Source organism: Pseudomonas sp. GV105 (assembly GCF_003058185.1).
Lineage (GTDB): Bacteria > Pseudomonadota > Gammaproteobacteria > Pseudomonadales > Pseudomonadaceae > Aquipseudomonas > Aquipseudomonas veronii.
On record NZ_QBUF01000004.1, the window covers coordinates 265801 to 285940 of the forward strand.

Here is a 20140-nt window from a genome sequence, read left to right on the forward strand (position 1 = left end):
TACCGGGAAAGCCTGGCGCGCCATATCACGCAAAGTGCGGTGCTTATGGCTTAAAGGCATAAGCACGCAATCAGCCGGTCACGAAGCGGGTCCACTCCTCGCGCGTCAGTTGCTCAATCAATTGCTCCTCGTCGTGCGCCCTCAAGGCTTGCACCTTACGCACCAGCAGCAGGTACGCGCCTTCGCTCATCTCCGCGCTTTCGACTTGCGCCTGCGCACGCTCCATTTCTCGATCGTATTGCCCAAGGCGCGCGTCGAACCTCGATCGGTATTTACGCGCCAGAAACTGCCGCCAATATTCTGCTTGCACCAATAAAGCCGGCCAGTCGAACTGAGCTTCGGCGGCCACGATCATTCCGTGCATCCTGGTGATTGAGTTCGCATTGGGGCCACCCAGTGTCCTGGCCAAACGCTCTTCGAATCCAAGGGGTAAATCCAGGCTGTGCGCCAACGCAATGCGGCTGGCAAGGATCATGCTGCTCACCACATCCCACGTTTGATGGCGGTCGAAACGCAACACCATCTCATCAATGGCCTGCAACCGTTTCAGGGCTCGAAAGTAATTCAAGAGTGGCGCGGCATCACCGTCCGTGTCGCGGGCGAGCAGTTCGATCGGCAGGAACTCAAGCTCCAGCGCATTGAGTGATAACAGCCAGCCATCCACCCCGCGATTGAGCTCGAAGCGGTGCTGAAACAGGATCACGGCCAGCTGCTCGTTATGGGTTGCACTCTCGATCAACTGCCACACGCGGCGCGTCAGGTCTTCTCGCAGCGCCCGAAAGCCGGTGGCGATGAGCGACGGATAGGCCGCGATACATGCCAGCAACTCAAAAAAACGATCAGACATCGGGCGTTGCTGCAGTTGCGCCCAAAGTGCCTGGTAGTGGGGAACCTCAGCGAAAGGCAGCACCGTCAACCATGTGTCGGGGCGCGTGGATGCCGCTGCGGGCTGGGCGTCCAGGCCAAAATCGATATCCGCCTGCCCCGGCCACTCACGGTAGCGGCGCATCATTTGCAGGGAGCCCTGTGAAAGCGGGTTGCCTTGCAAATTCATCGCTCGATGAACATTTGGGTAAATGAACAAATCGAGGCTGGTCAAGATCGATATTCGATTGTCACGCAAATCAAAGACCTCCAGTGATCGCAAGATGGCGGCGCCAAGGGGCAGGCTTTCAATTTGCGTATTGCGCAGGTTAAGCACGCGCAACTTCTTCAACCCATGCAGCTTCAAGCGCTGCCCCAGTCTCAGTGGGTTTACCGATAAATCCAGTGTCACCAGGCTGGTCATTTCAGCGAGCAGTATTACGTCCCCCAGTTGAAGCTTGAGCCGATTATTCGAGAGGTTGAGCAGCGATAAATAGCCCAGCTGTGCCAACCCGACGGGAAGGCGCTGCAGATGATTACCGTTGAAAAACACCCAGCGAAGCTGCGGAAAACACCTGAAAAAACTGGTTGGAATGGTTTCCAGCCGATTGTTTTTCAGGCTCAACAGTTTTACATGACCGAAATAGGCGCCCAGCGGCGGCAAATCATTTAATGCCAAGTCATCCAGGATGAGTTCATACGGTACCCCGCGAACGGAGTCTTCTTTAGCCCAGCAGCGCTGAATGCGCGCCGCCGCCTCACGTTGTGCGGGCAAGTCCTCGGGCTTCCCCTGTCGGCACCATCGCTCAAGGTTGGCATTCAAGACGGCGCGCTCTCTGAACATGAAGTTGATCGCGCTTTCCCGCTCTCGGACGGAATCACTCAGGCCCTGGAGCAGCGCGAAGGCCTGCTCATCGGTTTTCGCCGGAAACAGCTGCCGCAGCTTGGCGACGTGTTCACGGTCCACCGGCCCCCAATGATCACCGCCGCTCAACGGGTAACCCATGCGCCCATCCGCCAGGCGCCGTGGCGGGACGTACCAGGGGCGTCGCTGTGGGTCGAACAGGCTGAGGGCGCGTTGCGAACGCTGTTCGATCTCCCGGCGCAGCGCATCGTGGGTGTAGTGCAGTGCTTCACGTTCAATCGACGGTAACGCGTCCAACAGCACCGCCAGGAACGCCCCGGGACGCCCGGTCGGTTGCCGTTCACCGTTCGCTTGAAGAATGTAGGCCTGATAATCCACGTCGACCGCTTCCAGTATCCGTCTGAGCGCGCCGTCGACCGGGCCGATGCTATCGATCAGGCGACCGCGCTCCCACACCTCGACCCGCAGGCGGTTCGGCCATCCGTCGATGTCCGGCAATGTATGCAGGATCAGTCTCGAGGTGTCTTCACTCGCTGCAGCCGGCAGATACAATCCCTCCAGCGCCCTGATCTTGCGCGCGACGCTCACCCGCCAACGCGCGGCCGACATCAGGCTCAAGGGGATGCGGCCGGCCTGCAGGCTGAGGCGCTCCTGCGCGGTGACGTCGCGCACCAGCTCTTCGGCGAGTGCCGCCGTCAAACTGGGAAAATCGCGCTGCAGCACCTGCGCCAATGGATCGCCCGATGGCTGCTGTTTTTGGCCCAGCGCCTTGAAAAACAGGCGCTCCATGTGGGGCCGGTTGCGCGCGACCTCGGCCTCGAGCACCGCGACCTGCTCGGCGCGGGTGGCCGCCGCCGGCCCCACCAACGTTTCGGCGCTTTCGACACCGACCTCGCCGAGCAGCCTGTCGAAAAAATCCCGCCCCGTATCCACGCCGGTGTTGATCCGTTGATGCCGCATGAAGCGCTCGACGGTCTCCACCACGATTGCCGGCGCGCGCTCATTGCGCAGATGTATCCGGCGCAGGACGTCCGCTGTCACCCCGCTGATCTGCTGAATCTGCTCGATGGCATCCGCCGGCACTGCGCGGGTAAACGGCCCCAGGCGCTGGAACGCCTTGGCGCCGTCCCACGTCAGCGGGTTTTCCCATTCGTGCCGCCAGGCGCCGGCACCGTTGTGGCTCAACAGCGGGGCATACGCATCGTTCAGGGACGGGTGCAATAGGCGCCATGGCTGCTCCGCCACCTTGAAATAAGCATCGTCCAGCCACAGGTAGCGCTCCGCCCCCAGGTGGTATAGGCCAAGGGCATCGGGCTCTGCGGCGATACGGGCGGTATCGACGTGACTGACGTAGTGCGCGATCTCGCGCCGGTCGGGATAAAACGCGCCATCCGGCGCACGATGGCGCAACAGGGCGCGAGCGACCTGACGCCGAAAGTCGGCAACGCTGTGCTCCGCGCTCAAGCCGAGTAGACGCCGGTCATCGTCGGACAGCTGGCGCATGATCGCCAGATAGAAACCGTTGGCGCCACTCAGCATGGCGCCGGTGCGCGACTCACGGTGGTAATACGGCGAAAATCGCCCTTGGCCCTGATCAATGACCACCACGCTGCGGTCCTGCGCCCCCTGCGAAACATAGGGCAGCGCTTGCGTGGCCGGGCTGACGAGCAACGCCTGGGCGCTGCCGTCGCGCAGCACGCTGTGGGCGAAATGCGCGGCCCAATCCTGGGTTTGCCGGTCAAATCGGCGCGGATGAAAAAGCCCATCGACGATGGCTTCGCGGCGCGTCACCAGGCGTGCGGCGCGCAATGCGTCATAAAGCGCCTCGGGTTGCAGTTGCGACTGCAGCAGCTGGGTTTGCTGATGCTCCGATAACGGGTGTTCGCGCAACACCTCGAGCAACCGCGCCATGCTCAGTTCGGGGTGCAAGGCCCGTAGTTGGGTAATCACCGCCGGTACGGGCTGGTCGGGGCTGACGCGCTCGGGCAACAATTTGAGTACCGATGCACTGGCACCCACCGCGTCAGCACGGCAGGTGTCGGCAAACCGCGTGAGCGCGTCAAACAGATCGTTCCTCAAGGCCTTGGCTTTCGTCGCCAATTGCTGGCGAAGCAACTGCGCGTCACCCGAAACAAGCGCCGGCACCAACGCCACAATGGCCTGTGCCAGATGGGCGGTGAAGCGGCGCGGCGTGGCATAGGCGAACTCATGATTTTCCAGCGCGGTCAGCGTAACCACTGCCGTTGTCGCACGCGTTGCGTCCTTGTTGTAGCGACGCACCTCCAGGCCCTGATGGTCTTCAATGCTCAACGACATTCCCGCCGGCCAACCCTCCAACTGAGTGAGCAGCGGCGCCATGACGTCCAGCGCGTCGACGGGTGCGGGGCGGCTGGGGTCAGCGTCTGCGGCCAGCCAATCGATCAGCCGGTCGGCGCGCAACCGATGCACGGCGTCGACCAAAGACGCCGACGCCGGCGCGCCCTCCCATACCTGGTTCAAGGTCTGTGCCGAGGTCGCGCTCGTTTCGAGCAAAATCTCGATTTGCCGTGGCAATACGTCCTGGCTGCCGAGCATTCTTTCGAGCACCTGCGGGCTCGACAGATGCCGGTGTTCAGGCACGGCGCTGTAGCGCTGGGACAAGCGTTGATACAAATGCTGATGGCGACGCAGCACGCTGCGCCCCAAACGCGTATGCAATCGACCACTGATCAGTAAATCGGCAAGGTCGGCAAACCCCTGGAGCAATTCGGCAGGCTCGCCGAGCAGCGCCTGCCGCCCCCCTTCGACCAACGCTTGCTCCATCGCTATGAACATCGCAAACGCCCTCACCCGTCCCAACCCTTTTAACGCCCCCGGCACCGGGATCAGCAGCACATCGAGGATTTCCCCGATCAGGGTCTGGAACAGCTCGATCATGGTGGGCATGAAACCGGGCGTCTGGTGCGCCAATTCCTGCAGATTGGCGCGACTGCGCTCGCGATAGAAATCGTTCAGGCTCAGCGCCGGGGACTTTTGCACGACGTTGCGCACATAGCCGACTTTATCGACGATATTGACGCTCGGAATGACACGGGCCAGCCAGTCGACCAGTTTTTCCAACCCCTCAAGGTCGCGACGCGGCTGCGCGGTTTTACCGATTTGCTTGAGCCGCGCACAGTCACGCAGCCACATGATCTGATACAGCCAATCGACCCGCCCCGCGCGGTAGGCCGCATGGAACTCCGCATGAAACACCTCGCAGGCTTGCCGATGGCTGGCATGATGACGCAGCGACCCGCCGGGGCGATTCGGGATAAAACTGAAAGCCCCCTTGCAACCGCTGACGGAAAAAACGATGTGGGGAATGCTCAAGCTGTCGCCGGGAGGCTGGCCGGCGTAATGCCCGACCAAGCCGATCGATTGTGGTAACCAACTGATGTTGTCCGTCCCATGGGGCACGAAAAGCAGCATTTCCTCTACGCGCTCCCAGCGCGCTTCTCCCGCCAGCGCACGTTTCACCTGCTGGTATTTGTCCCGGTCGACGCGGCTGGCTTCGGTGTTTCTCAAGGCCTCGATGAGGGCGAACTCAAACTCGGCATTCGCCAACCGCATGATGCTGCTGCCCAGCGAGGCGTTGGCCTGCAGCGCCTGGTCGAGACGGCGACGCAGTTGCCCGCCGAGATCGAGCCGGCGCACCAGCGCAATGAATTCGCCGGCGGTCGCGTTGATGTTCCTGTCGAGGTAACTGGCATCGGCCAGGCCGGTGCGGCCGGGGTAGCTCCAGCCGGTCAGGCCGTCATAGTTCATACAGGCGGCGTCCCATAAGGTCACGCTAGAGATCTTGATCTCATCGCCTTTCAATTCGCGCCGGACGCGACCGGAGTGCTTGAGGTAGCGGGTATTGATCTTCGCCACCTTGGGGTCGATGTACTGGCCGGTCAGGGTTATCAACGCGCTGCGCAACGACTCCAGGGCATGTAGCTCGAACGCTTCGGTGAGTTGGCGGATGCCCTGCTCCATGGTGTGCTGGGCATCGATCCAGGCCCTTTGCAGGCGCACGTACTCACGTTTTTCGGCAAGATCGAGCCCGCCGAGAAGGCCGTCGAACTCAGCTCTCAAGCCATCCAGGGCCTGCAGGACTGACCACTCCAGGCCCGCCATCAAGGGTGCGCGCTGCTGCGCGATAAAAGCGCTCAGCGTGTCCTGCGGTGTGGGGGTAATCGGCTCGCTCATGGCTCTGCTCCTGAAAAGCTCAGCCTATCGCCTCGCCGTCAGCGTCTCAGGTAGCTATGTAGCGCCATGGATCAGCCGTGGTTCTTGTCGAAAACCGCCGGTCCCATCGCCGCAATCTGGCCCTCGATCAACGCATCGAAGGGTTTGAGTAACGGCTCGAAAGAAGTGGGCGCCTCCAGCACCTGCAACGCCTGCACAATCGCCTCCACCGTCGACAAGGCACCGGGGCCCGGCGCCTTGCGCAGCCGGTAGCGCGAGACGGCGCCCGCGGCCAGCGTCACCCTGGGCAGCGCCGCCAGCAGCGGGTTGAGGTGCAACAGCTTGCGCGCCTTGCGCCAGGTGCCGTCGGGGACCACCAGCAACAACGGCTCGTCACTCGGCCCATAAGCCTGCAGCGGCTGGGCATCGTCTGCCGGAAACAACAGGCGCGCCTGATAGCCGGGCGGGTTCAGCAAGCTCGGCAGATCGTCGAATACCTCGCCCACCACCAACTGTGCATTGTTCAAGCCCAACGCCGCCAACCGCGCGGTATTGAGCGCATGGTTGACCTCGCTCGGGTGCTGCAGCAGCAACACGCGGGTGCGACTGTCGAGGCTGGGGATCAGCGCGCACAGGCAATGGGTGGCGGGCCGCAGGCAACGGGAACACTGGGGTCTGGACATGGTTTTTCAGGCCTGGTTGAGCTGGGTTTTGAGCAAGTCGCGAAACGTCTGGATCAGCGGCTCGCGGCTACGGCCACGGCGCATGATCATCGAGAACGGCGCCTGGTAGCCGAAGGTCGCCGGCAGCAGCACGCGCAGGTCGCCCTTGTCGGCCCAGGCCTGGGCGTAGTGTTCGGGCAGGTAGCCGATGTAGGCGCCGGACAGCACCAGGATCAGTTGCGCCTCCATACTTTCCACGGTGGCGGCGCTGTGCTTGAAGCCGTGGCGCGCCAGTTCCGCCTGGCTCCAGTAGCCGCGCCCGACCATGCGCTGCTGGGTGATCACCTGCTCGGGGATGCGCCGCTCATTGAACAGCGGGTGCCGGGTGCTGCAATACAACCAGTGTTGTTCACGGTACAGCGGCATGTAGATCAGCCCGCTCATGCGGTTGGAGAACGCGCCGATGGCCAGGTCCAGGCGGTTGTCCTGCACACCCAGTTGCAGTTCGTAAGGGCTCAGCACCGACAAATGCAGGTGCACCGCCGGGTGTTCCAGGCTGTAGGCGCCGATCACCTCGGCGAACGGCAGGGCCTTGTCGCTGACGGTGGAGTCGAGCACGCCGAGCTTGAGCGTGCCGCGCAGCTCGCCTTTGAGCGCGGCGGCGTATTGCTCGAAACCTTCCAGTTCGCCCAGTAGCCGCAGAGTCTCCTGATGGAACAACTCGCCCTTGCTGGTCAGGCTGAACCCGCCCCGGCCACGGTGGCACAGCACCAGACCCAACGCCGATTCGAGCTGGCTCATATAGGTGCTGATCGCCGAGGTCGACAGGTTGAGCTCGTGCTGCGCATTGGCGAACCCCTGGTGGCGCACGACGCTGACGAAGATGCGCAGGAGTTTCAGGTCAGGCAAGGCGTTGGCCATGGTCGGCTCCGGGGAGGTGATCGCAGTAGTCTACCTGCCGGCATTAGTTTAGAAAAATCTGAACTAAGTATTTGCCTCTGCCGATTCTTCCCACTCCGGGCTTTTCGCAGAATCGGCCGCTAATAAACACAACACGATGAGGCAATCCCGTGGACAAGATTTTCCACCAACCACTGGGCGGCAACGAAATGCCGCGCTTCGCCGGCATCGCCACCATGATGCGTCTTCCCCATTTGCAATCGGCCAAGGGCCTGGATGCGGCCTTTATCGGCGTGCCGCTGGACATCGGCACCTCGCTGCGCGCCGGCACCCGCTTCGGCCCCCGGGAAATCCGCGCCGAATCGGTGATGATCCGCCCGTACAACATGGCCACCGGTGCCGCGCCGTTCGATTCGCTGTCGGTGGCCGATATCGGCGACGTGGCGATCAACACCTTCAACCTGCTCGACGCCGTGCGGATCATTGAAGAAGCCTACGACGAGATCCTCGAACACAACGTCATCCCCATGACCCTGGGCGGCGACCACACCATCACCCTGCCGATCCTGCGGGCGATCCACAAAAAGCACGGCAAGGTCGGGCTGGTCCACATCGATGCCCATGCCGACGTCAACGACCACATGTTCGGCGAGAAGATCGCCCACGGCACCACCTTCCGCCGCGCAGTGGAAGAAGGCCTGCTCGATTGCGACCGCGTGGTACAGATCGGCCTGCGCGCCCAGGGCTACACCGCCGAAGACTTCAACTGGAGCCGCAAGCAAGGCTTTCGCGTGGTGCAGGCCGAAGAATGCTGGCACCACTCCCTCGCGCCGTTGATGGCCGAAGTGCGCGAAAAAGTCGGTGGCGGCCCGGTGTACCTGAGCTTTGACATCGACGGCATCGACCCGGCCTGGGCGCCCGGCACCGGCACCCCGGAAATCGGCGGGCTGACCACTATCCAGGCGATCGAAATCATCCGTGGCTGCCAGGGCCTCGACCTGATTGGTTGCGATCTGGTAGAAGTTTCGCCGCCTTACGACACCACCGGCAACACCTCGTTGCTGGGCGCCAACCTGCTGTACGAAATGCTCTGCGTACTGCCCGGCGTGGCGCACCGCTGATGAGCACCCATGAGGTGTTGAAAGCGGCGGCCAACCTAGTGTCGGCCTTCGCACGCAACGACCGCGAGGCTTACTTCGGCGCGTTCAGCGCCGATGCCAGCTTCGTGTTCTACACCCTGCCCCAGCCGCTGCTCAGTCGCGATGCCTACCAGGCATTGTGGGACAGCTGGCGCCGGGACGAGGGGTTCGAGGTGCTGTCCTGCGTCTCGAGCAACGCCGTTGTCAGCCTGCAGGGTGATGTGGCGATTTTTATGCATGACGTGGCCACCGAGCTGCGCATGAACGGGGAGCAATTCAATAGCCAGGAACGCGAGACCATTGTCTTCAGACGGCAAGGGTTGGACGTACAACAAAAACAAGGCCTGTGGCTGGCCTGTCACGAACATTTGTCCGCTATGCCGGAAGGGCTGCCGCCCCCTTAGCCAATGTGATCGGAGCTGATCATGAATAATAAAAACAACGAAAACAGTATTCGCAAGATAGAAACCAACGGGGTCGAACAGATCCCGGACCATGAACGTACCGCCGGGCCCAAGGATCTGTTTCGCCTGATCTTCGGCGGTGCCAATACCTTTGCCACAGCGGTGTTGGGTGCCTTTCCGGTGCTGTTCGGCCTGTCGTTCCAGGCCGGTGTCTGGGCGATTGTGCTGGGCGTGCTGGTGGGTGCGCTGATCCTGGCGCCCATGGGCCTGTTCGGGCCGATCAATGGCACCAACAATGCTGTGTCGTCCGGGGCGCACTTCGGTGTCCACGGGCGGATCGTCGGCTCGTTTCTGTCATTGCTGACGGCGATTGCCTTCTTCTCACTGTCGGTGTGGAGTTCGGGCGATGCGCTGGTCGGCGGTGCGAAGCGGCTGATCGGCCTGCCGGAAACCGACCTGACCCTGGGCCTGGCCTACGGCGTGTTTGCCATCCTGGTGCTGACGGTCTGTATCTACGGCTTTCGCTTCATGCTGTGGGTCAACCGCATCGCGGTGTGGGCGGCGAGCCTGCTGTTTCTGCTGGGGATCTTCGCGTTCGCGCCGACCTTCGACAGCCACTTCGCCGGCAGCGTGGCCCTCGGCCAGAGCGGTTTCTGGGCCGCGTTTATCGGTGCGGCGCTGGTGGCCATGAGCAACCCGATCTCCTTCGGCGCGTTCCTCGGTGACTGGTCGCGCTACATCCCGCGTGAAACGCCGAAAATTCGCATCATGCTGGCGGTGGTCGCGGCACAGATCGCCACCTTGATCCCGTTCCTGTTCGGCTTGGCCACCGCGACCATCGTCGCGGTCAGGGCACCGGACTACATCGCGGCCAACAACTACGTCGGCGGTCTGCTGGCGGTGGCGCCGAGCTGGTTCTTCCTGCCGGTGTGCCTGATCGCGGTGATCGGCGGCATGTCCACCGGCACCACGTCGCTGTATGGCACGGGGTTGGACATGTCCAGCGTGTTCCCGCGCCTGCTGTCGCGGGTCAAGGCCACGCTGCTGATCGGGGTGATGTCTATCGCCTTCATCTTTATCGGACGTTTCGCCGCCAACCTGGTGCAGAGCGTGTCGACCTTCGCGGTGCTGATCATCACCTGCACCACCCCGTAGATGGTGATGATGATCATCGGCCTGATCGTGCGTCGCGGCTTCTACTGCCCGGACGACCTGCAGGTATTTACCCGCGGCGAACGCGGCGGGCGCTACTGGTTCAGCCACGGCTGGAACTGGCGCGGCCTGGGGGCCTGGATTCCGAGCGCGTTGGTGGGGCTGTGCTTCGTCAACCTGCCGGGGCAGTTTGTCGGGCCATTGGGCAACCTCGCCGAGGGCATCGATATCAGCCTGCCGGTGACATTGGGGCTGGCCTCAGTGGTGTACCTGAGCTTGCTGCGCCTGTTCCCGGAACCGGCTGCCGTGTACGGCCCTACCGATCCACGCAGCGAACGCACGGACGTGCACGCTGAACCGGCGCTGCAAAAAGCCGCCTGATTTCCATAAAAAAGATAATCGGAGACCCGCCGTCATGGCTTTGGATTTATTCGTCGTACTCATCTACGCCGCCGGCATGCTCGTGCTCGGCTATTACGGCATGCGCCGCGCCAAGACCCACGAAGACTACCTGGTCGCCGGGCGCAATCTCGGCCCGTCGCTGTACATGGGCACCATGGCCGCCACGGTATTGGGCGGCGCGTCCACCGTCGGCACCGTGCGCCTGGGGTATGTCCACGGCATCTCCGGCTTCTGGCTGTGCGCCGCGCTGGGCATGGGGATCATCGCGCTGAACCTGTTCCTGGCCAAGCCGTTGCTGAAGCTGAAAATCTTCACCGTCACCCAGGTCTTGGAAAAGCGCTACAACCCCATGGCCCGCCAGGCGAGCGCGGTGATCATGCTGGCCTACGCGCTGATGATCGGTGTGACCTCGATCCTGGCCATCGGCACCGTGCTGCAGGTGCTGTTCGGCCTGCCCTTCTGGATTTCGGTGCTGCTCGGCGGTGGCGTGGTGGTGATGTACTCGACCATCGGCGGCATGTGGTCGCTGACCTTGACCGACATCGTGCAGTTCGTGATCAAGACCGTCGGCCTGATGTTTATCCTGCTGCCGATCTGCCTGTACCGCGTCGGCGGCTGGGACGAACTGGTGGCCAAGCTGCCGGCGTCGAACTTCAGCTTCACCGCGATCGGCTGGGACACGATCATCACCTACTTCATGATCTACTTTTTCGGCATCCTGATCGGCCAGGACATCTGGCAACGGGTGTTCACCGCCCGTGACGAAAAGGTCGCCCAGTACGCAGGCACTTTCGCCGGTTTCTACTGCATTCTCTACGGCCTGGCCTGTGCGTTGATCGGCATGGCGGCCCATGTGCTGATTCCCGATCTGGATAACGTCAACAACGCGTTCGCCGCGATCGTCAAAGTGTCGCTGCCCGATGGCATTCGTGGGTTGGTGATTGCGGCGGCGTTGGCGGCGATGATGTCGACGGCCAGCGCCGGCTTGCTGGCGGCGTCCACCGTGTTGACCGAGGACCTGCTGCCACGTTTGCGCGGCGGCAAGCAGTCGAGCCTGAACATCAACCGTCTGTTCACCCTGCTGACCGGTATCGCGGTGCTGGGCATCGCGCTGGTGGTGAACGATGTGATCAGTGCCCTGACCCTGGCTTACAACCTGTTGGTGGGCGGCATGCTGATCCCGCTGATCGGGGCGATTTTCTGGAAGCGCGCGACGACTTCGGGGGCGATTACGTCCATGACCCTCGGCTTCGTGACGGCGTTGGTGTTCATGTTCAAGGACGGCTTGGACGCGAACACGCCGATCTACTACAGCCTGGCGGTGGCGTTGGTGAGTTTTGTCGGGGTGAGCCTGTTGTCGCGCCGGCCTGAAACGGAACCGGCGCGAGCCGCCTGAACAAGCACGCGGGAAATCAGGTTTTCTTCAGCGGGTGCGACGTCGGATGTCGCACTCGTTTTTTTTTGCGTGGCGTACCAAGCATCGCGAGGGCGGGTTTGCTTGCTCCCACACAAGCCCGTTCCTACACAGATTCTGCGGTGTTCCGACGACTGCGGTTCAACGCCGACGTGGACGACGCTGCTCATCATCCGTGCGAATGGGCACCGGCTGCAGCGGGGGCTCGATCAGGCCCAGCGCAACGCCAAGGTCGTGGAGCCAGGTTTGGATTTTCTCTTTCATGATTGCCCCCTTTGAGGGTAGTGCGGGTCGGCGGAAATTCTTTCGCCTCTTCCTACAAATAGTAGCCCTAACTCCTACACATTGCATGAACGAAACCACAACGAACTATTACCAAATTCATGCAAATACGACAGATCGGTCAGGCGATCGCCCGGCTATCTTGCAGGAACCCTGCCTGGCCTTCGCGCTGCAGTTCGATCCATGCGTTGAGATTAGCGCCGAGCATACCCTTTCGCCACATCAGCCAGGTGGTCGCAGTGGCAAAAGGCTCAGATAGGGGATGAACGGACACGCTGTCCTTGCCTGGCAGGCTGTCGAGCATGGATTCGGACATCAAGGCCACGCCGGAACCGGCGATCACGCAGGCGAGCATGCCTTGATAAGACTCGATCTCAATGGCACGGCCCATCGCCACGTGCTCGTGGGAAAACCACGTCTCCAAACGTCGGCGATAGGAACAACTGCGTCGGAAGGTGAACACCGCACGGCCGGCAACATCCTGGGGGCCGAGTACTGGCGGGTGGTCGGCTTCGCAAATCAGCATCAGCTTTTCGTCGCACAAGGGCACACCGTCCAGGGACGCGATAGTCAGCGGGCCGTCGACCAGCGCCGCGTCGAGACGCCCGGTGATCAAGCCTTCGAGCAGCTCGCCGCTGGGCGCCGATTGCACCTGCAGATTCACCATCGGATACGCCTTGTGATAGCGCGCCAACAGTTTCGGTAAGTGAATCGCGGCGGTGCTGTACATGCTGCCCAGCACAAAGTCACCGGCCGGTTGCCCGCCTTGCACGGCACCGTGGGCTTCGTCGTGCAGCGCCAGCAGACGGGTGCTGTAGTCCAGCAACACTTTGCCCGCAGGGGAAAGCTGCAGGCGTTGACGTTCACGAACGAACAACTCGACGCCCAGTTGCTCCTCCATCTGCCTGAGCCGGGTCGACAGGTTCGATGGCACGCGGTGCAAGCGCTCGGCAGCGCGGGTGATGGAGCCCTCTTCCGCCACGGCCTGGAAAATGCGCAATTGACTGAACTCCATACCTTTCTCCAAAACTGAACAAGTTTCTCACTATTATTCATTTTTACAGAAAGTCAATCCACCTTAGCCTGCACGTCATTCGCTTTCCCGCAGGAAACCTTGCACATGTCGCCGTTGACTCGCCTCCTCGCCAGCTTTATCGCCCTGATGATGGCCATGGGCATTGGCCGCTTCGCCCTCACCCCGCAAATGCCACATCTGCTCAGCGAGGGGCAGATTGATCTGACCGGTGCCGGGCTGATCGCCGCCGCCAACTACCTGGGCTACTTCGTCGGTGCGGTGGATTCGATTTTCGCGCGCAGCCATCACCCTGTACGCGGTCGCTTGTACGGCGGGTTGTGGTTGTGCGTGCTGCTGACCCTGGCGTCGTACTGGGCCCATGGGTTCTGGCCGCACCTGCTGTTGCGCTTCGGCACCGGCGTGGCCAGCGCCTGGGCGCTGGTGATGATCACCAGCCTCAGCCAACCGCTGGCGATTGCCGCCGGGCGGCCGCGCTTGGGCGCCCTGGTGTTTGCCGGGCCGGGCCTGGGGATTCTGTTGACCGGCCTGCTCGCGCTGGGTTCGAACCTGCTGGGACAAAGCTCCGCAACACTGTGGCTGGTCTACGGCGGGGTGGCGCTGCTGATGCTGCTGGCGATCCTGCCTTTCCTGCCTCAACCGAGCGTCACTGACACGCCCGTCAGCGACGCGAGCAGCAATGCGAGCATCGCGCACCTGGGTTGGGTTTATTTCCTCTACGGCCTCGGCTACATCATCCCGGCGACCTTTCTGTCCCAGATGGCCAGCGCGCAGTTCAAGGGCGCCTGGCAGGCAGACCTGTTCTGGCCATGCTTTGGCCTGGCGGCTGCGCTCGGGGTGGTCGTGGCGAGCCTGCGCCGCAAGGCCGCGAACACAACCCGCCGCTGGCTGATGACAACCTTATGGTTGCAAGCGGCGGGCGTATTTACCTGCTTGCTCGGCAACGGCTGGGGCCTGGCGCTGGGCGTATTGCTCTGCGGCGCACCGTTTCTGGCGTGTATGCAGTTGGTGATGGCACGCTTGCGCGAGGTGGCGCCCCACGGCTACCAGCGCAGCACTGGGGTGCTGACCGCGAGCTTTGCCATCGGACAACTGAGCGGCCCATTGCTCGCGTCGGTGAGCAGCCACCTGAGCGGCGGCCTGCAACCGGCGCTGGTGATCGCCGGTTGCGGGTTGTTATTGGCCGGCGCGCTGTTGCTGCGCCCGGCCGCGGCAGTCAGCCAGCCATCAGCGGCGTTGGCACGCGAGCCTGTTCGCGCCGAGCGAGCACCAGGAAAAACAGCCCACCCAGGAAGCAACCGGTGAACCAGGCGAAGTTGGCCATGCCCTGCAAGGCCGGGGTGAACGTGATCGCGACACCCACCAGCGTCGCCGGCAACAGAGCCTTGACCGCCGTCCAGTTCACGCCGCCGTCGAAGTAATAACGCCCGCTCGGGCTGTCATCGAACAGCGCATCCACGTCGATCTGCTGTTTTTTGATCAGGTAGAAGTCCACCAGCAAAATCCCGAACAACGGCCCGATAAACGCGGCGAGGATGTCCAGGGTGTAGTGGATCATCAGCGGGTTGTTGAACAGGTTCCACGGGGTGATAAAGACTGAAGCCACCGCTGCAATCATGCCGCCGGCGCGCCAGCTGATTTTGCTCGGCGCAACGTTGGCGAAGTCGAACGCCGGGGACACGAAGTTGGCGACGATATTGATGCCGATCGTGGCCGTGACAAAGGCAAAGGCGCCCAGCAACACGGCCATGCTGTTGTCGATACGCGACACGGTGGCGATCGGGTCGTGGAGCATTTCACCGAATACCGGCAAGGTGCCCGAGACGATCACCACGGTCACCAGGGAGAACGCCAGGAAATTCACCGGCAGCCCCCAGAAATTACCGCGACGCACATCCTGCATGCTGCGACAGTAGCGGCTGAAATCGCCGAAGTTCAGCGTCGGCCCGGAAAAGTACGACACCACCAACGCCGTCGCCACAATCACCTGGCCAAAAGCCTGCCAGCCCGACAAGGACTTTTCCGCCAGGGTAAAGCTGATATTCGCCCAGCCCGCCTTCCACACGATCCAGCCGGCCAAGGCGAACATCACCGCATAGACCACTGGCCCGGCCCAGTCGATAAAGCGCCGGATAGACTCCATGCCCGCCCAGAATACGGCCGCCTGCAACACCCACAAGCTGAGGAAACCAAACCAGCCCAGGTAGGACAGGCCCGCGAAGTGCGGCTCTGCATACACGGCCATCTGTGGGAAAAAGCGCAGCACCACGATGATCAGCGCACTCGACGCCAGATACGTCTGAATCCCGTACCACGCCACCGCGATCAAGCCGCGTATCACCGCCGGAATATTCGCACCGAACACACCAAACGCCAGTCGGCAGATCACCGGGTACGGTACAGCCGCTTGCTGGCTCGGCCTGGCCACCAGGTTAGCGATCAATTGCACGATGCAAATACCCGCGAGCAACGCAATCAGCACCTGCCAACTGGCCAGCCCGAGGGCGAACAGGCTGGCGGCGAAGACATAGCCGCCGACGCTGTGTACGTCGCTCATCCAGAAGGCAAAGATGTTGTACCAGGTCCACTTCTGCGGCAGTGGGCCCAGGTCCTGGTTGTACAGGCGCGGGCTGTAGCCTTTGGGCAATTGTTCGGTCATCGCTTGGCTCCTCGAAATACCCGCCTGCGCTGCCGTAACGGGATGCATACGGAAGGCGGCGCGGTTTGTATACGAAAGAGTCAGCAGAATGCGTGCCAATGGCACACAATCCCCACGGGGCGGGGTACCAAAGGATGTATCGAGAGTTAGATCGGTGTATACCGCTCAGCAACGGTGCACGCCTTAATCCTGTACACAATCACTTGCACACCCGTTGTGCACACAGGTGCCTGACTGCGCACTAGGCGGCGCTGAGGAATGTGTTCAAGTTGCTCAGGTCATCTGCGCCGTAGGCCGACAGAACAAGGATTTACGGGGCATCGGCACAGCTTCTGTAGGAGCGATTCGCTCCTACAGAAGAGCAAACCGCACTCAGCTCAGTTCAATGCGATCGGCATGAATCACAATCTGGCCCTGCTTGTAGAGCGCACCAATGGCCTTCTTGAAGTTGCCTTTGCTGACGCCGAACAAGTTGCTGATCACCGCCGGGTCGCTTTTATCGCTGACCGGCAGGCTGCCGTTGTTTTCGCGCAACTTGGCGAGGATCTTCGAGTTGAGGCTGGAAGCCGCTTCCTGGCCGACCGGTTGCAGGCTCAGGCTGATATTGCCGTCGGCGCGGATTTCCTTGATAAAGCCTTTCTCTTCCTTGCCCGGGCGCAGGAACTTGAACACTTCGTTCTTGTGGATCAGGCCCCAGTGCTTGTTGTTGATGATCGCCTTGAAGCCCATGTCCGTGGCCTCGGCCACCAGCAGGTCGACTTCCTGGCCAACCTGGTAGTTGGCGGGCGTCTTGTCCAGGTAGCGGTCAAGGCGCGCGGTGGCGGTGATGCGCTTGGTGTGCTTGTCGAGATAGACATGCACCACGCAATATTCGCCAGCGGTCAATTGACGCTTTTCTTCCGAATACGGCAGCAACAGATCCTTGGGCAAGCCCCAATCGAGGAAGACACCGATGCTGTTGACTTCCACAACTTTCAAACTGGCAAATTCGCCAACTTGAACTTTTGGTTTTTCAGTGGTGGCGATAAGTTTGTCATCGCTGTCCAGATAAATGAATACGTTAAGCCAGTCTTCATCTTCACTGGGAATATCTTTGGGGATATACCGATTAGGCAAGAGGATTTCACCGTCTTGCGCACCATCCAGGTACAAACCAAAGTTAGTGTGTTTAACCACTTGCAAGCTGTTGTAGCGCCCGACTAAAGCCATTTCCAATACCCTCATTGCGTGGGCGGCATTCTACCCGAGTTGCGTCCGGCACGCGCGCACGCCTGAAAATTCGCGGGTTCGCATAGCATTCTACCGGCACCGCCCCGCTCGTCTGATCAATCGGCTGAATTCCGCCGCGCCGGCGGCGCCCGACAGACCGCGTGGTTTCGAGTTAAAACAGTAAGTTAGAGGCTTATTTCGACGACGAACTTTGCCGGTTTCAGCCAGCGCACCAAATACAAGGGGATATTTACCAAGCAATTGTCAAGCATTTCCTGTACGATGCCTGGCCAAGTTAATTTTCTACAGGTTAGTGGCCGCCATGCGCGTAAAAGCATCCAACAGCAAAGCAAAGCCAGCTCCCGCCGTCGAAACCAGCGAGTCGATCAACAGCCAGATCGCTGCGTTCCTCAAGTCCGGTGGCGAAATCCAGCAGATTGCCAAGGGCGTCAGCGGCCAGACTTTCGGCCCGTCCAAGCAGATCAGCCTGGGCAAAAAGTAAGCTGACCGCGCAACACACCTGGTCCCTAAGCGTCTTGCCAGCAAGGCGCTAGGACTAGAGCCCGAAACACCCCATTGCTTCTCCCGCGACACAAAATCGACCAACGGACCTCACCGCCTGGCATTCGCCGGTATGCTTGCACACGTCTAGCACGGGCATCTGCCTGATACCTTCCGTTACTGCTCCTCGCTTTTCATGGAGTGAAGCATGCTCAAAACCTGTATTTTCCTGATCGCCGCCCTCGCCGCCAGCCCTTTGGCCGAAGCGCAGATTTTCCAGCGCGAATTGGGCGACTTCGATCTGAAACTGGGCACCACGCCCAGCCGCAGCATGGCCCAGGGCCTGGTCAAGCCGACATCGCCGGGCAGCGACGCCTTCCACGGCGGCCTCGACCTGAGCCACGACAGCGGCCTGTACGTCGGCCAGTTCTCACCGAACATGGGCCTGTCTTCGGCGAGCAACCTTGAAATCGACTCGTACATGGGGTTCAAACACCCCTTCGACCAGACGCTCGGCTACGAAGTAGGGTTGATCCACTACAGCTATCCCTCGCTCAGCCCCCTTGACAGCCAGGAGTTCTATGGCGGCCTGAACCTGCTGGGCAATCGCTTCGGCGCGTCCTTCAGCAACGACCCCGACCGCCAGGACAGCACCCTGTTCGCCGACCTTGGCGGCACACAGCCGTTCGGCATCGGCGTCAGCATGAAGTACACCACGCATCAACTGGGCAGCCCGGTCTCGGTGGACGGCGGTTCGATCCGCAGTTTCAGCGACTGGTCGGTGCAATTCTCACGGGCGTGGATGGGCGTTGACCTTGACTTGATCTACAGCGACTCCAGCCTCAACGGCGGCGACTGCTCGGCCTACTCCGGACACAATTCGCAATGCGATGGGCTGTTGACCTTGAAGGCAGCGCGGACGTTTTATTGATGGGCTGAACTGTCGCACCCAGCGCGGGTTCACATGCATTAACCCCCTCTGCGCAAGGACCCGCCCATGCTGAGCCGGCTCAATTTTCTGCTGCCATTCGTGATCCTGAGCCTGGTGCTTGGCGGCTGCAACCGCGTGGGTTTGGCCTACCGCAATCTCGACGTGATCATCCCGTGGACCCTCAGTGACTACCTGGACATGAATGCCGGGCAGAAACGCTGGTTCAACGACACCCTCCAGCAACACCTGGCCTGGCATTGCACCACGCAGTTACCGGGTTATCTGGACTGGCTCGACCGCCTGCAACAGATGGTCGACAACCATCAGGTCAGCGACAACGCCTTGCAGAGCCGTACCGACGAAGCCAAACAGGCGGTGAGCGAGATCGCGCGCGCGATCACACCGTCGGCGGTCCACTTGCTGCGCGGGCTGGACGACCAGCAGGTCAAGGACATGAACGACGCCCTGGCCAAAGACCTGCGCAAGCGCCAGGACGAATACCTGAAACCGCCCCTGCCGCGACAGATCCAGGCGCGTGCCGAGCGCATGAGCAAGCGCCTCGATGCGTGGATCGGGCCGCTCAGCGCCAGCCAGCAGCAACGGGTGGTGGCCTGGTCTGCGGAGCTGGGTGACCAGAACCAACAGTGGATCGACAACCGCGCCCGCTGGCAGGCGCAGTTCATCGACGCTGTGCAACAACGCCACGACCCTGACTTTGCGCAGAAAATGCAACAATTGTTGGTGGACCGCGAACGCGCATGGACCCCGGAATATCGGCAGGCCGATGCCCAGACGGAAACAGCGGCGCGCAGCCTGATCGTGGATCTAATGGCGCAAAGCAGCGTACAACAACGCCAGAAATTGACGCACAAAATCGCGGGCGTGCGCAGCGATTTCAAGGCGCTCAAATGCCTCAACGCCGCCGCAGAGTAGAACGTGGGAGCAACATCGCGCCCACAGGCCCTTCAGGCAATCGCCGCCTTGGACGCCACGTCGTCGAACGTCGCCGGTTCCAGCGCATCCGCCTGCTCATCGAGCACCTGACGCGGGTGAGCGTGGCCCGGTATCGAGCTGTCGATCAACGCCAGCAATTGGGCTCCTCGTGGCGTCAGGATAAAGTTCTCACCATTACCACCCTCGTCCTCGGGCCGCGACTCGATAAACCCGCGCTTGAGCAACAGCGCCTCGTAATCCGCAGCGGTTTTTTTCAACACATCCAGATTGCCGGTGGACTCGCCCGCCATGACCTTCTCGGCGGCCTCCTGCTCGGCGTACTTACGCGGGGCAAAGCTGCCCTCGCCATTCTGCACTTCATGCAACAGCCGTTCGATCAGATCCCAGTTGTAAGTCGTCATCCTGATTCCTCCTGCGGGCCAAAAGGAAAAGCAGCCCGTTCAGAGTTGGGACACGTCTCGTCAGCGGCCGTTCAGCCGAATGGACAGGCGTCACTTCTGTGTACTTTCCAGACGTTCGCCGCCTCAACTGGGCGGAAAGAAGCTGCGGCCAAGGCAAAAAACCGCAGGCAAAAAAAA

15 protein-coding genes and 1 pseudogene are annotated in these 20140 nt (G+C 61.5%); 8 read left to right on the forward strand and 8 right to left on the reverse strand.

The genetic code is table 11. From position 1 onward, the window contains the following. Nucleotides 1-70: 70 nt before the first annotated feature. The 3 genes from C8K66_RS09710 to C8K66_RS09720 all read right to left on the reverse strand — a co-directional run bounded on the left by C8K66_RS09710 (nt 71) and on the right by C8K66_RS09720 (nt 7503). On the reverse strand, nt 71-5941 hold the full coding sequence (locus tag C8K66_RS09710; protein WP_108524713.1) for an NEL-type E3 ubiquitin ligase domain-containing protein: 5871 nt from the start codon (nt 5939-5941) through the stop codon (nt 71-73). Between the two features lie 71 nt (nt 5942-6012). Next, a complete protein-coding gene (locus C8K66_RS09715) occupies nt 6013-6603 on the reverse strand; it encodes a tRNA-uridine aminocarboxypropyltransferase (protein WP_108524715.1) in 591 nt (196 codons plus the stop codon). A 6-nt stretch (nt 6604-6609) separates the two neighbouring features. Continuing rightward, nucleotides 6610-7503, reverse strand: coding sequence for a LysR family transcriptional regulator (locus C8K66_RS09720; protein ID WP_017845303.1), 894 nt, complete (start codon nt 7501-7503; stop codon nt 6610-6612). 149 nt (nt 7504-7652) lie between these two features. Here C8K66_RS09720 and speB point away from each other — a divergent pair, with 149 nt between their 5' ends. The 4 genes and pseudogenes from speB (at nt 7653) to C8K66_RS09740 (ending at nt 11975) form a co-directional block, all read left to right on the forward strand. Continuing rightward, nucleotides 7653-8603, forward strand: a complete 951-nt coding sequence (gene speB, locus C8K66_RS09725) for an agmatinase (protein ID WP_017845302.1) — start codon at nt 7653-7655, stop codon at nt 8601-8603. Further along, the gene (locus tag C8K66_RS09730; RefSeq protein WP_108524717.1) at nt 8603-9025 is read left to right on the forward strand and encodes a nuclear transport factor 2 family protein; all 423 of its coding nucleotides are present in this window, start codon (nt 8603-8605) and stop codon (nt 9023-9025) included. The genes speB and C8K66_RS09730 overlap by 1 nt, the downstream gene beginning before the upstream one ends. Nucleotides 9026-9046: 21 nt before the next feature. Further along, nucleotides 9047-10558: pseudogene (locus C8K66_RS09735) on the forward strand (cytosine permease). A 34-nt stretch (nt 10559-10592) separates the two neighbouring features. Beyond that, a complete protein-coding gene (locus C8K66_RS09740) occupies nt 10593-11975 on the forward strand; it encodes a sodium:solute symporter (RefSeq protein ID WP_017845299.1) in 1383 nt (460 codons plus the stop codon). Between the two features lie 159 nt (nt 11976-12134). Here C8K66_RS09740 and C8K66_RS31235 read toward each other — a convergent pair whose 3' ends face one another. Together C8K66_RS31235 and C8K66_RS09745 are read right to left on the reverse strand one after the other, a co-directional pair. Then, nucleotides 12135-12257 (reverse strand): PA1414 family protein, encoded by a 123-nt coding sequence (locus C8K66_RS31235; RefSeq protein WP_017737772.1) that lies wholly within the window; start codon nt 12255-12257, stop codon nt 12135-12137. Between the two features lie 139 nt (nt 12258-12396). Next, nucleotides 12397-13290 carry a LysR family transcriptional regulator gene (locus C8K66_RS09745; RefSeq protein WP_017845298.1) on the reverse strand — a complete coding sequence of 298 codons (894 nt, stop codon included), beginning with the start codon at nt 13288-13290 and terminating at the stop codon, nt 12397-12399. A 105-nt stretch (nt 13291-13395) separates the two neighbouring features. Here C8K66_RS09745 and C8K66_RS09750 point away from each other — a divergent pair, with 105 nt between their 5' ends. After that, nucleotides 13396-14613, forward strand: coding sequence for a YbfB/YjiJ family MFS transporter (locus C8K66_RS09750; RefSeq protein ID WP_057003841.1), 1218 nt, complete (start codon nt 13396-13398; stop codon nt 14611-14613). On the opposite strand, the gene C8K66_RS09755 is transcribed toward C8K66_RS09750, so the two are convergent. Then, a complete protein-coding gene (locus tag C8K66_RS09755) occupies nt 14525-15967 on the reverse strand; it encodes an NCS1 family nucleobase:cation symporter-1 (RefSeq protein WP_079444480.1) in 1443 nt (480 codons plus the stop codon). The genes C8K66_RS09750 and C8K66_RS09755 overlap by 89 nt on opposite strands. Before the next feature lie 372 nt (nt 15968-16339). Beyond that, nucleotides 16340-17176: a S1 RNA-binding domain-containing protein gene (locus C8K66_RS09760; RefSeq protein ID WP_028617391.1), complete on the reverse strand. Its 837-nt coding sequence runs from the start codon at nt 17174-17176 to the stop codon at nt 16340-16342. Nucleotides 17177-17498: 322 nt separating this feature from the next. Here C8K66_RS09760 and C8K66_RS09765 point away from each other — a divergent pair, with 322 nt between their 5' ends. From C8K66_RS09765 to C8K66_RS09775, 3 genes are all read left to right on the forward strand, one after another. After that, the gene (locus C8K66_RS09765; protein ID WP_003193095.1) at nt 17499-17678 is read left to right on the forward strand and encodes a hypothetical protein; all 180 of its coding nucleotides are present in this window, start codon (nt 17499-17501) and stop codon (nt 17676-17678) included. Between the two features lie 207 nt (nt 17679-17885). Then, the gene (locus C8K66_RS09770; protein WP_046382473.1) at nt 17886-18608 is read left to right on the forward strand and encodes a TorF family putative porin; all 723 of its coding nucleotides are present in this window, start codon (nt 17886-17888) and stop codon (nt 18606-18608) included. 66 nt (nt 18609-18674) lie between these two features. Further along, entirely contained in the window at nt 18675-19541 is an 867-nt protein-coding gene (locus C8K66_RS09775) for a DUF6279 family lipoprotein (RefSeq protein WP_108524719.1), read from the forward strand. A gap of 32 nt (nt 19542-19573) precedes the next feature. Here C8K66_RS09775 and C8K66_RS09780 read toward each other — a convergent pair whose 3' ends face one another. Then, entirely contained in the window at nt 19574-19963 is a 390-nt protein-coding gene (locus C8K66_RS09780) for a hypothetical protein (protein WP_046382471.1), read from the reverse strand. Nucleotides 19964-20140: the final 177 nt, after the last annotated feature.

What these genes read in the sequence shown, in the direction of transcription:
- C8K66_RS09710 (WP_108524713.1), bottom strand. Translation starts at nt 5,941, where the DNA reads ATGAGCGAGCCGATTACCCCCACACCGCAGGACACGCTGAGCGCTTTT.
- C8K66_RS09715 (WP_108524715.1), bottom strand. Translation starts at nt 6,603, where the DNA reads ATGTCCAGACCCCAGTGTTCCCGTTGCCTGCGGCCCGCCACCCATTGC.
- C8K66_RS09720 (WP_017845303.1), bottom strand. Translation starts at nt 7,503, where the DNA reads ATGGCCAACGCCTTGCCTGACCTGAAACTCCTGCGCATCTTCGTCAGC.
- C8K66_RS09730 (WP_108524717.1), top strand. Translation starts at nt 8,603, where the DNA reads ATGAGCACCCATGAGGTGTTGAAAGCGGCGGCCAACCTAGTGTCGGCC.
- C8K66_RS09740 (WP_017845299.1), top strand. Translation starts at nt 10,593, where the DNA reads ATGGCTTTGGATTTATTCGTCGTACTCATCTACGCCGCCGGCATGCTC.
- C8K66_RS31235 (WP_017737772.1), bottom strand. Translation starts at nt 12,257, where the DNA reads ATGAAAGAGAAAATCCAAACCTGGCTCCACGACCTTGGCGTTGCGCTG.
- C8K66_RS09745 (WP_017845298.1), bottom strand. Translation starts at nt 13,290, where the DNA reads ATGGAGTTCAGTCAATTGCGCATTTTCCAGGCCGTGGCGGAAGAGGGC.
- C8K66_RS09750 (WP_057003841.1), top strand. Translation starts at nt 13,396, where the DNA reads ATGTCGCCGTTGACTCGCCTCCTCGCCAGCTTTATCGCCCTGATGATG.
- C8K66_RS09755 (WP_079444480.1), bottom strand. Translation starts at nt 15,967, where the DNA reads ATGACCGAACAATTGCCCAAAGGCTACAGCCCGCGCCTGTACAACCAG.
- C8K66_RS09760 (WP_028617391.1), bottom strand. Translation starts at nt 17,176, where the DNA reads ATGGCTTTAGTCGGGCGCTACAACAGCTTGCAAGTGGTTAAACACACT.
- C8K66_RS09765 (WP_003193095.1), top strand. Translation starts at nt 17,499, where the DNA reads ATGCGCGTAAAAGCATCCAACAGCAAAGCAAAGCCAGCTCCCGCCGTC.
- C8K66_RS09770 (WP_046382473.1), top strand. Translation starts at nt 17,886, where the DNA reads ATGCTCAAAACCTGTATTTTCCTGATCGCCGCCCTCGCCGCCAGCCCT.
- C8K66_RS09775 (WP_108524719.1), top strand. Translation starts at nt 18,675, where the DNA reads ATGCTGAGCCGGCTCAATTTTCTGCTGCCATTCGTGATCCTGAGCCTG.
- C8K66_RS09780 (WP_046382471.1), bottom strand. Translation starts at nt 19,963, where the DNA reads ATGACGACTTACAACTGGGATCTGATCGAACGGCTGTTGCATGAAGTG.